Here is a 14,654-nt window from a genome sequence, read left to right on the forward strand (position 1 = left end):
AGTGTTGGGAAAAGCTAGATAATTTCTAATTGTTAATGGCTGCAAGTCGTTAGCAAAAAAAAACTAAAGTCCTCACTACAAACCTTTCGTTCGTAGTAAGGACTTTAGTTTTTTATGGGTTTTTCTACCTAGCTTTTAATAGCTTCCAAAGTCTTCAGCGCTTCCGAAACGTGAGCCTTAAAATCCAACATCGAGTCAAAAATATGCTTGACAACCCCTTGTTTGTCAATGACATAAGTTACTCTACCGGGCATAATCCACATTGTTGCTGGAACGCCGTATAATTGCCGAACTTTATTACCAGTATCGCTCAACAGTGTAAATGGTAACTGATATTTTGACGCAAATTTATCGTGGGATTGTTGCGAATCATCGCTAATCCCAATTACTTCTGCACCTGCGTCTTTGAAAACTTCGTAACTATCCCGAAAAGCGCAAGCTTCCGCCGTGCATCCCGGTGTATCGTCCTTCGGGTAAAAGTAGACGATGACGTTTTTTTGACCTCGAAAATCCTTCAGGCTGACTGATGCGCCAGTTTGCGAAGTTAAGGTAAAATCCGGTGCCGTATCTCCTACTTTGACTGCCATATTTGTTTGACTGAGTAACACTGTTTACAGAAATTTTTAACTTTTGTTATTGTACAGTTTTTTACAGCCCAATAGGTTTTCGACCGGCATACTGCAGGGTTTTACCCCCCGTCTTGCTTGGACAAAATCAAATTGAGCGCGTTCAACTCGTTGGAACTCAAAAGATACTTATCGGTAAACATCTTTTCCCGGCTTTGTTCTAAACTGTAGCTTCTAAACACGATAAACGGGAATTCGCGATACTTGTGCCCGATCGGGATTATACTGTCTATCGGATAGGTCGATCGCACGGCAGCCGACAAAATATCCCGAAACATCAGATCCTCGGGTTCCTCCAGCTTGGTGTCAGCAAAATATTCCTGCATCTCCTCGCCGCTGACAAAAGCAAACAAAGGTATAGCATAATAGCGATCGAACTGCTGGCTTTGCTGCTGGAAATACTGAGTTTTCTCCACATCGCCGCTGAGAAATTGCAAAAGCTCGATCGCACCTCCTCTAATTGCCGATTTTACATTCTCAGGAGAGGATTTACTATTTGCGATCGTCTCCATTTTTTTCAGCAACTGATTCTCCAAACATTTCTTAATTTCCCCATTCAGCCGCATCTGATAGTTTTCGTTCAAACTTTTATCAGCCAAAGGAACTAATAACAAACTTCCCAAAACATGACCAATCTCCAGATTGCCCCAACCAAGCAAACCCTCAAGAGGATTGCACGCCTGCAAAAACTTCCGATTAAAATCCTCCCGCATTTCCAAGTAAGAATTGCCCTTTCCACGAGACTCCTCAGAATTTGGCAAAACAAACTCCCCGCGACTTAAAAGCTCCTCCAGCCCCTCATAAACCTCCTTAAGATACACATTCTGGGGGTGGCTGCGGTGTTCGCTTTTCAAAACCTTAATTAGACTCGCCATCTTGCTGCTAAAAGTGTCGCCCACCGCCGAAATCGACTTACCGCCAATCGGAATCATCAAAAACTTTTCCCTACCCAAATATCCGTATCCCAAAATCCGCGTCATCACCGCAGTCTTCAGAATCAGCAGCAAATTCAACAAACTCAACTTGCTTTCCTGTAGCGAAAGTTCCGCATCATCAGCATAGTAAAATGCCGTATCAGACAAATAAAAAACCAACTCCTTAGCTTCACCATCCAGCGTCTTACCATCATCATCTTCCCCGCGCCCCCGATAAATTACCTGAATCACCTCCATCAGATTTTTCTCAATCTGAAAGCGGGGAATATCTACTAAAATATGCTTAGTTTTCGGGAAAGACAAGCCGCGACTTCCCGATGCAGTCATGAAAATTACTTTAACTGTGTTTTTGCACTTTTGTATCTGCTGTTTTTCCTCTTCCGAGATATTCGCGTGCACTTCCAGATAATCGGTATAGCGCTTAAATTCCCGCTGATTTTGGATTTTCTCGATCAATTCTGCCAATCTTCGCTTATCCTGAATGTAAACAATAATTTGTTCCACACCAGGTATTGCTAATCGGCGATCGATATCTGCAACTATTTCCGCTTGCACAGATTTCACTAAATTATTCTTAAGATGCAAGGAAGTATCTTCAGTGAATTTCACAGCCTCTACAAAAACCTTATAAATTATATCTAAACTGCTAGCGGGATAGGAATTCGTATTGATGACAGTAGCAGCCAACCGTTTAAATTCAAAAGGAACAACCTGTAAAGGCGGGATTTCCTCAGCATTTTTTGGCAGTTTTTTGAAATATATTTTATCCGGTTCCGGCGAAGTATCGCTGAGGTGTTGTTTGATGACATCCGGGTCAACAATCGAAGCATCTGCTACAATAATTTTAGTATTAAAACCGTGTTTTGGGTCGTGCAACTGATATTTGTTAACCAGCTTGCCAATTCCGTGCAGAAACTCAACCCCGCCGTCGTCTCCGGTAATTTCATCTATCATGATGAAGATGTGTTTGATCCGGCTGGATATTTCTTGCATTTTAGCAGGAATGACTTGTTTATTCTGTTTGTTGTAAGTATCTTGAAATATCTTTTCTAAATGCTGGAGAGTATTTTGATTGGTTTCTGTCACCTTCAAAGATTGGATAGAAACCGCAGCTACGATATTGTGCGATGTCTGGCAGCGAATCAGCGAATGTATTGCTTGAGAAACGCTATTTAGCACTCCATTAGTCTTAGGATTACTAGGTTTAATTACCGTTTCTCCCTTTTTTTCGAGTTGCGGCTTGTGATATTGCTCCCGCAGTTTTTCAGCGCCGTTTTTGATAAAGCTAACAGTTGTTTGCTGGAAATCTTGGTGATAGTTATTTGCTGCGTAATTGACGGTGCATTTTCCTGCATTGTTGGCGATAATGTCGGCACTCGTGTTTATACAAAACAAGCTGTCGTCGCACAATAAACCTGTTTGGCGATCGATAAATTTTTCGATAATATCTAAATTAACTTGCTTGCGGGGACTGACGTAAAGAAATAGAAACCCATCGTTTACATGAGTTTTCAGAAAATGTGCGATCGCCGTTGTTTTCCCAATTCCCGGATTCCCCGTTAAAAAAATATAAACTTCCTCAGATTGCAGCGATTTCGCAATCAATTCAGCATGAGCGTTTCTCAGATGCAGCCCGCGAGAAATTCCCAAATCATCTGCCAATTTATCTGATATAATATCTAGGGAGCTGACAAAGTTATCGATTCGCTCTGCATGACATACAGGTGTCGAACTTTTGCCGATTGTTAACAAAGCATCAACAAACTTTTTGCCTTGCTGAAAACTGCGAGCCGCGTTGTATTGAATTGTATCTAAAACATCAGCGCGAGCATCGCTAATTTCTTCTTTTCGAGTTTCGTGCTTGTAAATTTTGGCACAAGTCGCTAAGAGGTCAATTTTATCATTGCGGAGGGAAATTGCGTTAATTGTGCGATCGCTATAACCGACAACATTCAACAAAACCTCAGCACCAGCCGGAATAATATTAGTTGTTTGCAGAAAACCGTAAAAGCTATCAGCGTAGCTACCCGCTTGAATCAACTTAGTGCTTTCCTTATCTTTATACTTAAAAGCCGTAAAATAGCGGCTTAAATCCTCCGAAAAATTTATCCCTAAAGTGCTTGTATCGATTCGCAAATTAGAAAAAACACTTTTCGATCGCAAATAGCTAATTTCTGCGAGCAAAGACTTCCGCATCACCTCTATTTCGTTCAGATTCTCGACTTTTCCCGAAACAAACGGGGGAGCAAACACAGATAAATCAACGCACAGAATTCTAAAATCTCTACCATTCTGCAACAAAATCAGCGTATCAGCTTGCAAAAACTCGCCTTTTTTCGAGTAGCGGCGGATGTACCGATTAATTTCCTCCTCCGATAAACTATGACTGGCAGTTTTTAACTGAGATAATACCTGTTTAAACCCTGCATTTTGATTTTCTTTATTATAAGTTCTAATACTGTTAGCATCGCTAAAACTGCACTGACAGTACAAAATTTGCGCTCTGTTTAAATTCCATCCCGTAGATTTGAGATACTCCCGAAAAAAATTCAACCCACCAATAAAGCCTTTTTGAACAAAAAACAAGCTCCATTTCTCAACAATTTTAGCATCTAAACTAGCCAGCAGATTCGCTTCCCTAGTAATTTCCGCCATCATCTTTGGCAACTTGAGTTGCTGCAAATCCAATCGATAATAATCTCCAAAATTGTGAGCTATCTTTTCTCGCTGAATATATGCCAAAATCCCAATATTGAAGCCAACCTCAAACAGCCGTCCAAAATCTTCACCAATCATTATTGTGTACCTCCCTCGCTGACATTCAATACTTCTCTTACCTTATTCAAAAAAGCCAAAGAATTAAAATCCGCACTACCGCCAGCATGACTGAATACCGACAAGGCACCAACCGATTCATCGCCAATAATCCGCTCGTAAGGATCGAGTTTTAAACTAATATTGTGACGGGCTTCATACCGAGAAAAGTGAAACATGGTTAAATAGTGCAGCAAAGTATTTTTGATTTCACCATCATAAATCAAACCTTCGTGAATGTCTCGATCGTCCAAAACACCTCCGTATATGTGCAACAGCGTCGAGTAGGAAATCACACCGTTATAAAAATTTTTCTCCTCCTTAACTTTAATGCCGTTAAACAAGTTAAAAAACATCACAGCTTGTTGATTGGTATCAGCAAACAAATTTTCCAGCTCCATTGTATCTTGAATGTAAAAAGATTTTCCTTTATCGCCTAGGAAACTGCGAACATAGTATTTATCAAAAAATATCGGATAAATTTTAATATCCCGCCGCTCTCCTTTCAAAGTTCGGAGCAATTTTTTGGACATGAAAGACAATTCCTCATCTTCATCAGTCTTGGTAATGTGCAGCGTACTCATGTAAGGTGCTTGGGAAATATATGCAAAATTCCGATATCCTTGTCGGTAAAGCTGACTCATGACATCTTCCAGAATTACAGGTTCAGTATAAAGGCGGCTGACACTGTAATTCTCGGAAAGTGTTTTCAGTAATTCGACTTGAATCGTGGTGTCATCTAAGCGATTGATTCCCACAACTTCTCCAATTAAACAGGCTTGTCTTTGAAATCGGTTGCGATCGCCTTTTTTCGCATCGCTATCGCGGCTGGAAACGACAATAATTGCTAACTTGTCCAACTCAGGAGCTAGCTGCAGGTTCTCGAAATAAAACTTTTTGGGAAGGATGGAATACATGGAACTCAAACCGTTACGAATTGTGTAACGGTTTGGTGTTTTCATGATCCGAAAGCCCTGAGAAGTTGAGCGCTGTTTTTCACTCAAAATGTGAGACAATGTTTTAGAAAGCTTAGCAATAAATTCTTCTGACGGCGAAGGGTTTTTATTGTCGCCTTCGTGAAGTCTCACCATCGGAATAAATAAGTTTTTGTCGGTATTTTTCAGCAAAATTCTCAGACAGATATAAGACAGCAGCAACACGGTAAATTGATAAACAAAAATTGCCGCAGGTTGCAAACCTTTTGCACTGCTGTCTAGTCGCTTATTGTCATAGGGAAACAAGATTAATTTTGTCTGAAAATGTTTTTTGTAAATTTCTCTGGAACGAGCGGCTTTTGGTGCAAAAAGTATAGGCAAAATATCAACATCTTTGATGTTGTATTCCATGCTGAAATTTTGGCGATCCTCAGTTGGGAAATAGCGGACATCTTCTACAGTAATATTGACTGGTAGCTGACAAATAGATAGGCAATCGACACTGGGTTCTTTGACAGTAATATAATGAAGCGTTTGCTTGTAGTTTCGCTCCATAATATCATTAAAAAATTTACGCTGATTCAAAATATTGTCAATATCCTGTACTAGACCCATTTTGAGGTTGATGTGTCTTGTTTCTGTTCGATCTGGCAAAATTGTCTGCCGTTCCAGAAAGCTTCTCAACAGTTTTCTCAGATGGTTTATTTTATATTTAACATTGACTTCGTTAAACCTATTCACCAAATTTCGGAAAAGTCTCTTTTTGACTTCCTCATTATCGCGACTCAATACTGTTTTGATTAAATGCTCAAAACTAGGAATAGGATTAAACTCAAGTTCTAATTCAGGGTTATAATTTTCCGTTTGTGGAGTGTGGGGAGATGCAAAAATAAAGTGATATAAGAATGCAATTTTTAACACCTTGCGTACAAATGTTTCGGGGTTAGAATCTTCCTCAAATTCTGCTTTGTGTTCTTCACTGTCTGGATTTAGCAGGTTCAGATAATATTCAAATACGTCCTTTCCACCACGCGATTGAACTGAGTTATCGAATTTGACTTTGAGACCAAATATAAATTTACGTTCGCTTTGAGAACTGTCGGTACTTTCTCCCAAGCAACCTGCTACAATCGGAATAATTGGCAGTGCATCTAAAACTTCCGCTCTGGCAAAAATCTCTCTGTAATTAACTGAAATGCCAGCATAATTAACCTCATAATCACCATCTGTTTTATTGTCGTCGTTGATGAAATCTTCCATCAATCTGAGGCGGCGGATCAAATCTTCTAAATAGATGATGCCTGCGGTATCTGTGCTGCTGGGGCGGATGTGTTCTAGGAGATACTCCAAATAAGTAATTTTAGCTTCTTTTTGGATTTTTCCCAGAGTTTCTTTGTCTACCAGTCGGATCAATTTGTGAAAATCAGAGTCGGGATTTTTAACCATCTCATCAAGAAGATCGTTAAGTTGTTGTTTGTCATCGTTAGTCTCGGCATTTTCATTGATGTAATTTTCCAAACCTTGCTTTAGTTCTTGCTCAAAAATATCAGTATTTCGGACAGTAACTGTCAACTTGTGAAATTTTAAAGTCGCACGGCTGCCAGAACCTGAATTTTGCAAAGTTAGCCTTTCTTTTTCTAAACGAGTGTGGCGTTTGCCAAAATCGTATTTAAAGCCTAAATCTTCGCCGCTTCCGCGAAAAGAGGGTGAATCTAAAGGACTAATCAAACTAGCGATAAATTTTTCAACAGAAGTATTTTGGGGCAATTTAGAGGCTAATTGCTGTTGCAAAGATTGTTGAATTTGCCTGACTTGAGTGCCAAAATGCTCTTCGACTTGCTGCGGAAAGTAGACAGTGGCAGAGTGTGCTTGACGTTCTAAAGAACCCAAGGGTTGCCGTACTTGCATTTGGGAAATATCCGCAGCAATGGCATCAATATCAATTATTAATTGGTGGCTTTTATCCCATACTATAAATGGGTTTTTCGTCTGCAAACTTTCTAAGATTTTGTCCAGCAAATCGCTATAATCTGCTGGCACAAGTTCGTCGTCGCCTAGTCTTAAGATGTTCACCCTGTTAATTCCTTTAAAATGCTTGAATCCACTCTTTAATGTCGTATTCAGTCCAAATCCCATTTACCCAATAAGCATCGGTTTCAACTAAGTCTCGCACTGCCGTTTCGTCGGCGGCTTCGTAAATCGCGAAAACTTTTGTTAAGTCTTTGGTGGGGCCGATGGTAATCAATACTCCCGATTCTTTTTGCTTGGCAAGTCCGGCTAGGTGTGCGTCTCGAAATGGTGCGCGTTTTTCGAGAACGTCTTGGCAGTAGCTTCCCCACATTACATATTTCGTCACGGTTTTGAGCCTTAGATGAATTTGTTTACAGTTTATTGTACAACAAGAAAAGAGTTTTAAATATAAGATTAATGAACCGCAGAGGGCGCAGAGGGCGCAGAGGAAGAGAGGGGAAGAAGAGAGAGGTTTGTTGGATCGGAGGAGGCAAGTATGACTTTATTAGACATTCGTCTGCTGACAGTTCAAGAATAGGACTGGATGACGGACATTGGTGTTTTTGACGAAGATGAACGGGGAGAATTATTGGCAGGGCAGAGAGTAAAGATGGTAGCAAAAAAGAATCTGCTGTGCGACGATCGGGAGGATATTACTTGTTTAAATTATTGATTTTTCCAGTGAGTCTAGAATGCGCTTGGTGGCAGAAACCGGGTTTCTATGAATATATTGGTTGGGCGGCGGTAATTTTTGCAAGAAACCCGGTTTCTCAGTCTTTTTGACACCGCCCATACAGTTAGCTTCTCAGACTAACGCCGAATTTCTCAACTAAAACATCGCGCACTTTTTGTTGGGCTGGTTCGACATCGGTTTCGCTGAGGGTTCGATCGCCCGATCGATAAATCAACCGAAATGCTAAACTGCGTTGTCCCGCCGGTACATTGTCGCCGCGATACTCATCGAACAATTCCACCGAAGAAAGCAAACTACCAGCCGCCTTCTTCATCGCACTTTGCATCTCCACAACCGGAACCTCCATCGGTGCAAAAAATGCAATATCCCTGTCGGAAGCGGGGAAACTCGAATAACCCGCGAATTTGCGAGTCGAATTGCTCGATCGCCCTAACTCATCCAACAACACCGCCAAATCTAATTGAAACACGTAAACCTGCTCGGGCAAACTTTTTTCCTGCTGCAATTGCGGGTGTAACTGTCCAAAGATTCCCAACGGTTTCCCGTTTAACGATAGCGCGGCTGTGCGCCCCGGATGCAGCCTTGTGGGGCGGGCATCTTGCCCGCCATTAATAGGATAAACATCTTGCTTACCATCATTTTGTTGATATTCCACCGCCAAACCCAAGGCTTGAAACGCGCTTTCTAAAACGCCCTTCGCCTCAAACCAAGTCAAAGGTCGATCGCGCCCGCCCTGTTGCCATTTCCACGCCGTCGGGTCGCCGCCAATAATCCCCGCAACGGCATCTGACTCTTTCATTACATCCCCATCTTTCCAGAAAATGCGGCCCACCTCAAAACCGTTAAGCGCGCCGTTTCCCTGCTCCAAATTGTACCCAAAAGCATCAATCAAACCCGACAGCATCTCAGTCCGCAAAGCCGAATACTCGACAAACAGCGGATTAGCCAGCACAACCTGATTTTCTCCCTCAGTTTTCACCAAAGAATAGTGCATCAATTCTGTCAAACCGGCCGCCCGAAAAGCCGATCGCACATTCCGCACTTGCGCGTATTCTAGAGATAAATAACCAGGTTCCGTTTGGCTGGGCAAAGTATCGCAGAAATTGTCGTAACCGTGAAGTCTGGCCACTTCTTCAATTAAATCAATTTCCCTTTCTAAATCGCGGTAACGGTAAGCAGGAACAGTTATCGCAAAAACCCGTGCTTTTTCTGTCGCAACAACTTCGCATCCCAAGGCTGTGAGGATATTTTTCACCTCTTCCGGTTCCAAATATTGACAACCGCCAGTTTCTCCTCTTTTTAACTGCCCTAAAACCTGATTAATTCGATCCAGACGCAATTCAATCGTCCGCGAAAAACTCAAATTTTCCCCCGAACTAGCCGTTTTCTGCACCGTCGCAGCACCGCCAGCCCACTGCAAAATTAGGGCGACAGCGCGATCGCACGCCGTCGTCAAAGCCGCCTGATTCACCCCCCGTTCGTAGCGGATCGATGCCTCGCTGCGGAGGCCTTGAGCGCGGGCAGAACGGCGAATCGTTGCTTGGTCAAAAATCGCTGCTTCCAAGACCAAATTTTGCGTTCCTTCGTGAACTTCCGTGTCTTCGCCGCCCATTACCCCAGCCAAGGCTACGGGTTTGTCGCTAGCAGTAATTAACAAATTTTGCGGTTGCAAATTGCGGTTTTGTCCGTCCAATGTTTTGAAGGATTCCCCAGTTTTGGCAAAGCGCACGCCGATGCTGACATCGGAATTACCTGTGAAAGATTGTAGCCGATCGCGATCGAAAGCGTGCAGCGGTTGTCCCCATTCCAATAAAATGTAATTAGTTACATCAACCACATTATTAATCGGCCGCACACCCGCCGCCTGCAACCGCTGCTGCAACCAAGCTGGAGACGGCGCGATTTTCACACCCTCAATTTCCGTACCGATGTAAATTGGGCAGGCTTGCGGTTCCGATATTTCTACTGCTAAACCGGCGCTTTTTTTGTCCTCAATTGCAACACCACCAGCGGCGGGAATTCTCAAACTCGCCCCAGTCAGCGCCGCCACTTCCCGCGCCACGCCCACCATACTCAAAGCATCTGCACGGTTGGCAGTTGCTGTCAAGTCTAAAATCACATCATCCAAACCCAAAAGCGGGCGAATATCGCTACCCAATTCGGGATTTTCTAGCTCAAAAATGTGAATCCCCGCTGACTCCTTAGATAGTCCCAATTCCGCTAGAGAACAAATCATGCCTTCGGAAGGAACGCCGCGCAATTTAGCAGGTTTAATTTTTAAATCAATAGTCGATAAATAAGTGCCGACAACGGCGACGGGCACGTAAATATCCGCCCTCGCGTTTGGTGCGCCGCAAACAATATTCAAGGCTTCTGATTTGCCGACATCGACTTGACAAACTCTCAATTTGTCCGCGTTGGGATGCTGTTCGCAGGCGATGATTTTGCCCAATACTACGCCGTCTCCCCAAGTACGGCGGTCTTCGATTTCTTCGACTTCAAATCCTGCCATTGTCAGGGTTTCGGCTAATTCTTCTGGGGATATTGTCACATCGACCAATTCCCGCAGCCAGTTTAGAGAAATACGCATAATTTTGTCAGTAGTTAGTAGTCAGTAGTTAGTAGTCAGTAGTCATTAGTCCGTAGTCCGTAGTCCGTAGCTAGTAGGGGCGGTGCCCCCGTGCCCGCCCTCTTAGTCTTAGTCGCCATTAGTCCGTAGTCCGTAGTCCGTAGTCCGTAGTTATGAAGAAAAATCAAAAATTCTGACGGATGCCTTCTGACGGATGCCTCCTGCATTCTACCTTCTGTTGAATGCCGTTTGATGACTCTGCAGTCCCAGAATCAATTATGGCAACCTATATCACACTTGTTAAATATTGTCAATAGGGTTTGGGTATAGATAAGCACAAAAGAGCGATCGGTCTAAAGTTTGATGGCGGCTGGCGGATGAGTAGCATTCTCATTCAGAACATGAGGTATGCTAGGGATATCTAACAACGCCAAAAGCACCTAAGTTTAGAAAGACTTTACACACAAAAGGGCAACTATAGTAAGTCTTTAAACTATCTTCAACTAAAACAGCAGGATTCCCCTACCATACCGCCCTGGTTGGTGGCGGCGGGACGAATGCGAGTGACGCTTGTGATTGCACCACCAACCAAATCGACAAGCGCAGCTTCCGACACTCTAGCCGGTGCACTCGCTGAGCGAACAAGATTTATTTCTGGCACGTTGCCTTTGATGAATTCAACAGGTATAGTAGTCTCCGATTTTGTTGAAGCCATGAATCAAGTTATCACCGCGAAGCTAAAGTTAAATCTCACCGCCGAACAGAAGTTGGCGGTGGGTGATACCACGCTGGCTTACCGTGATGCCTTGAACTATACTGCTATGGTCGTTTTTGGTAATGGCAAGTCTAGCAATGGTGCTAAATTGCAGAAGCTTGTCTACAGTCACCTGCGTTCCGAGTTTAGGTTAGGCGCACAGATGGCGTGTAACGTACCCAGACAGGTAGCTGCAACGCTTAAATCCTTATTAACTAAGGTTAAACAGAACAATGAAGCGATCGAAAAAGGACATACCAAAAAGCCTTTTAAAGGGCTTGACAAAGCTCCTAAATACGCATCTCGGACTGTTACCTTTAATTATCGGCGAGACTACTCGTTCAAATCTGACCAGCAAGTCAGTATTGGAACGCTCAACGGTCGGATTGTTGTACCTTACGAAGGCTGGCATATACATCTAGACTTAATTAGAGTTTGCCCTAACATCGGAGCGGCGAAGATAGTTTACCAGCGCTATTCAAAGACTTACTACCTAATGGTGAGTCTTGAAATTGAACTACCAGATATTGAACCAACTACCATTACCCGAATCTCTGGTGTTGATGTTGGAATGAGATATCTAGCGGTGGAAACAGACCCAAATAATAAGTCTACATTCTATTCGGGCAAAGCATCTCGACACAAAGCTAACCAATACCAGAAAGCCCGGAAAAGTCTACAGCGTCAAGACACCCGCTCGGCAAAGCGACGACTAATCGCATTATCAGGACGGGAGAGACGGTTTATCGCTGATGTCAACCACCAAATAAGTAAAGAAATTGCCAAGCCAAACAGCTTGATTGGACTGGAAAACTCGCTCGAAATCAGTGATATAACTCAATCCAAATCTGGTAAGAATGGGAGCAATAAACAGCGTAAAGCAAATCGAAACAAGACCTTATGGTTCTTTGCCAAATTACACGGCTATATAGACTACAAGGCTAATTTGATTGGCAGTTTAGCAACTAAAGTTCCAGCGCATTATACTTCGCAAAGTTGCCCTAAATGCGGGCATACCTCGAAGGCTAATAGACCGAACAAGGGGCTAATGTTTCGCTGTGAATGTTGCGATTATGAATTACACGCTGATTTGGTTGGGGCGCGAAACATTGCAATGAGAACGTTGCTCGTTCGGCAAGACCCGACGAGTACGGGGAGCTTGTCAGTATCCCCTGACGTGTCGCGCGATGAAACTAAAGCTGATATCCTGCAAAGGTTTTCAGAATTGCGGTGGAGCGTAGATACAAGCCCTCATCATAGCGTTACTCCGCTTGATGACGGGTAATTGACGGACGATCTACCGAAAAAACTCACAGCAGCGACATAATCAGAATAGGGAAGAGATATCGGCCTCAAAGACTTAGGTGCAATTCCAATTCGCAACCGGATGCACAGCCCGCCAGCAACTGTATAGATAAGTATTTCTAACAGAGGCGCTGTCAGGGAATTTGTGCAGTCGAGCGAAGCTGACAAAATCAGAAAAACATAGGCAAACTCAATCAATATGAGCTACTGCGTAAATCCCGGCTGTCCCAATCCTCAAAATCCTGCTGACTCTATTCTCCAGTGTCAGACTTGCGGCGCGCGGCTATTGCTGCGCGCTCGCTACCGAGTTATTGAACCTTTGGGACAAGGAGGTTTTGGAGCTACATTTCTGGCAAAAGACATTTCTTTACCCGGTCAACCGAGTTGCGTGGTTAAGCAATTGCGACCCAGCAGTTCGTCACCGCGAGTTTTAGAAATGGCGCGGGAATTATTCAAGCGAGAAGCGAAAACCCTCGGCCAACTGGGCGACCACCCGCAAGTACCGAGGCTGCTAGATTATTTTGAAATCGAGCGGCAATTTTACTTAGTTCAAGAGTATGTTAAAGGCTCGACTTTGAAACAAGAAGTCAAGCAATCAGGGCGTTTTAACGAATCAGACGTTAAAATTTTTCTATTAGAAATTCTGTCAGTAGTGCAATACATCCACAGCCAAGGAGTAATTCATAGAGATATTAAGCCGGCAAATATTATTCGCCGCAGTCAAGACAATCACTTAGTTTTGATTGACTTCGGTGCGGTAAAAGACCAAGTTAACCAAACGCTATTATTAGACCCCGCCGACCAAGGGGCTAACACGAAATTTTCAGTCGGCACGTTTAGTTTTGCTCCCCCGGAACAAATGGCGCTGCGGCCGATATTTGCCAGCGATATCTACGCCGTGGGAATGACTTGCTTGTACTTGCTGACAGCAAAATCGCCCAAGGATTTAGATTTCGATGCCGTAACTGGCGAAATTATTTGGCAGCCCCACGTTCAGTTGAGTCCAAGTTTTTCGCGGATTCTTGAGAAAATGCTCAAGCCGCTAGTCGGCCACCGCTTTCAATCTGCTGCAGATGTCATCAAAGCTCTAAATGGCGAACATGAAGACGCTGACCTTTACAAGGGTTTAGCAACTGAATTCAACTCCTCTATCCGCACGGTGGAAGAACCGACGATATTTAATGAAGAAGGTTCTGCGTGGTCGTCGCCGAAAAGCAAAATCAATGAAGATTTGCGAACGAACCACACTATTCGCGGTAGAACTGGATTCACCCAGTCTGGAAATACGGGGATGCAGCCGAGAGTTTCCCGCAGTCTGGCAGAGTCCGGCAGAACTTTCGGAACTGCGGCATTTTCCAACAGCAATTCAGCAGCGCCGAAGGTCACGAAAGCTGTTGTTAAGTGGGACAGCAGCAGCTTGCGAGCGGCATATTTTAAGGGGAAGCGCGATTTTGCTGACTGCGAACTGTCGGGTTTGCAACTGCAAAAAGCGCAGTTAGCGGGGGGGAATTTTTATCAGGCTAGATTGGTCAAGGCCAATTTGCAAGCAGCGGATTTGTCGGGTGCGAATTTGGGTCATGCGAGGTTAATTAATGCGAATTTGCGATCGGCAAATTTGACTGAAGCTTATTGCAGCACTGCTAATTTTGAATGCGCGGATTTTCGAGGTGCTGATTTGACGGGCGCTTATTTGAGTAAGGCGAATTTGCGGGGTGCAAATTTGTGCGGCGCGAATCTGACTGACGCTACAGTTAGCGATGAACAACTAGCAATGGCAAAGACAAACTGGTTGACTACTAAGCCGGATGGTAAGCGGGGTTTTGGATTTTAAGAAGTCATTAGTCATTAGTCATTGGTCATTAGTCATTAGTTAGGGGTCATTAGTCATTAGTTAGGGGTAATGGGTAATTGGTAATTGGTCATTAGTCATTAGTCATTGGTCATTACTAATTTTCCCACTCTCCCCCTCTCCCACTCTCCCACTCTCCCAATCTCCCCCTCTCCCACTCTCC

The 14,654-nt window shown here is 43.6% G+C and carries 8 protein-coding genes; 3 read left to right on the forward strand and 5 right to left on the reverse strand.

Features of this window, described 5'->3' with window-relative positions:
• Nucleotides 1–128: 128 nt before the first annotated feature.
• The 4 genes from AACV78_RS27940 to AACV78_RS27955 form a co-directional block, all read right to left on the reverse strand.
• On the reverse strand, nt 129–587 hold the full coding sequence (locus tag AACV78_RS27940; RefSeq protein WP_194010502.1) for a peroxiredoxin: 459 nt from the start codon (nt 585–587) through the stop codon (nt 129–131).
• A 101-nt stretch (nt 588–688) separates the two neighbouring features.
• The gene (locus AACV78_RS27945) at nt 689–4,357 is read right to left on the reverse strand and encodes a helicase-related protein (protein WP_194010501.1); all 3,669 of its coding nucleotides are present in this window, start codon (nt 4,355–4,357) and stop codon (nt 689–691) included.
• Entirely contained in the window at nt 4,357–7,383 is a 3,027-nt protein-coding gene (locus AACV78_RS27950; RefSeq protein WP_339383814.1) for a hypothetical protein, read from the reverse strand. The genes AACV78_RS27945 and AACV78_RS27950 overlap by 1 nt, the downstream gene beginning before the upstream one ends.
• Before the next feature lie 13 nt (nt 7,384–7,396).
• On the reverse strand, nt 7,397–7,666 hold the full coding sequence (locus AACV78_RS27955) for a YciI family protein (RefSeq protein WP_194010500.1): 270 nt from the start codon (nt 7,664–7,666) through the stop codon (nt 7,397–7,399).
• 198 nt (nt 7,667–7,864) lie between these two features.
• Here AACV78_RS27955 and AACV78_RS27960 point away from each other — a divergent pair, with 198 nt between their 5' ends.
• Entirely contained in the window at nt 7,865–7,993 is a 129-nt protein-coding gene (locus AACV78_RS27960) for a hypothetical protein (protein ID WP_255512963.1), read from the forward strand.
• 124 nt (nt 7,994–8,117) lie between these two features.
• Here the strand turns inward: AACV78_RS27960 and pheT are convergent, their stop codons facing one another.
• The gene (gene pheT, locus AACV78_RS27965) at nt 8,118–10,604 is read right to left on the reverse strand and encodes a phenylalanine--tRNA ligase subunit beta (RefSeq protein ID WP_194010499.1); all 2,487 of its coding nucleotides are present in this window, start codon (nt 10,602–10,604) and stop codon (nt 8,118–8,120) included.
• 551 nt (nt 10,605–11,155) lie between these two features.
• Here pheT and AACV78_RS27970 point away from each other — a divergent pair.
• Together AACV78_RS27970 and AACV78_RS27975 are read left to right on the forward strand one after the other, a co-directional pair.
• A complete protein-coding gene (locus AACV78_RS27970) occupies nt 11,156–12,622 on the forward strand; it encodes an RNA-guided endonuclease InsQ/TnpB family protein (protein WP_339383815.1) in 1,467 nt (488 codons plus the stop codon).
• 219 nt (nt 12,623–12,841) lie between these two features.
• Nucleotides 12,842–14,473: a serine/threonine-protein kinase gene (locus AACV78_RS27975; protein WP_194010498.1), complete on the forward strand. Its 1,632-nt coding sequence runs from the start codon at nt 12,842–12,844 to the stop codon at nt 14,471–14,473.
• Nucleotides 14,474–14,654: the final 181 nt, after the last annotated feature.

It is taken from the genome of Tychonema sp. LEGE 07196 (genome assembly GCF_963890365.1).
Lineage (GTDB): Bacteria > Cyanobacteriota > Cyanobacteriia > Cyanobacteriales > Microcoleaceae > Microcoleus.

Bases quoted from the DNA above. Each gene is read 5' to 3' on its own strand.
- AACV78_RS27940 (WP_194010502.1), bottom strand. From the start codon at position 587: ATGGCAGTCAAAGTAGGAGATACGGCACCGGATTTTACCTTAACTTCG.
- AACV78_RS27945 (WP_194010501.1), bottom strand. From the start codon at position 4,357: ATGATTGGTGAAGATTTTGGACGGCTGTTTGAGGTTGGCTTCAATATT.
- AACV78_RS27960 (WP_255512963.1), top strand. From the start codon at position 7,865: ATGACGGACATTGGTGTTTTTGACGAAGATGAACGGGGAGAATTATTG.
- pheT (WP_194010499.1), bottom strand. From the start codon at position 10,604: ATGCGTATTTCTCTAAACTGGCTGCGGGAATTGGTCGATGTGACAATA.
- AACV78_RS27975 (WP_194010498.1), top strand. From the start codon at position 12,842: ATGAGCTACTGCGTAAATCCCGGCTGTCCCAATCCTCAAAATCCTGCT.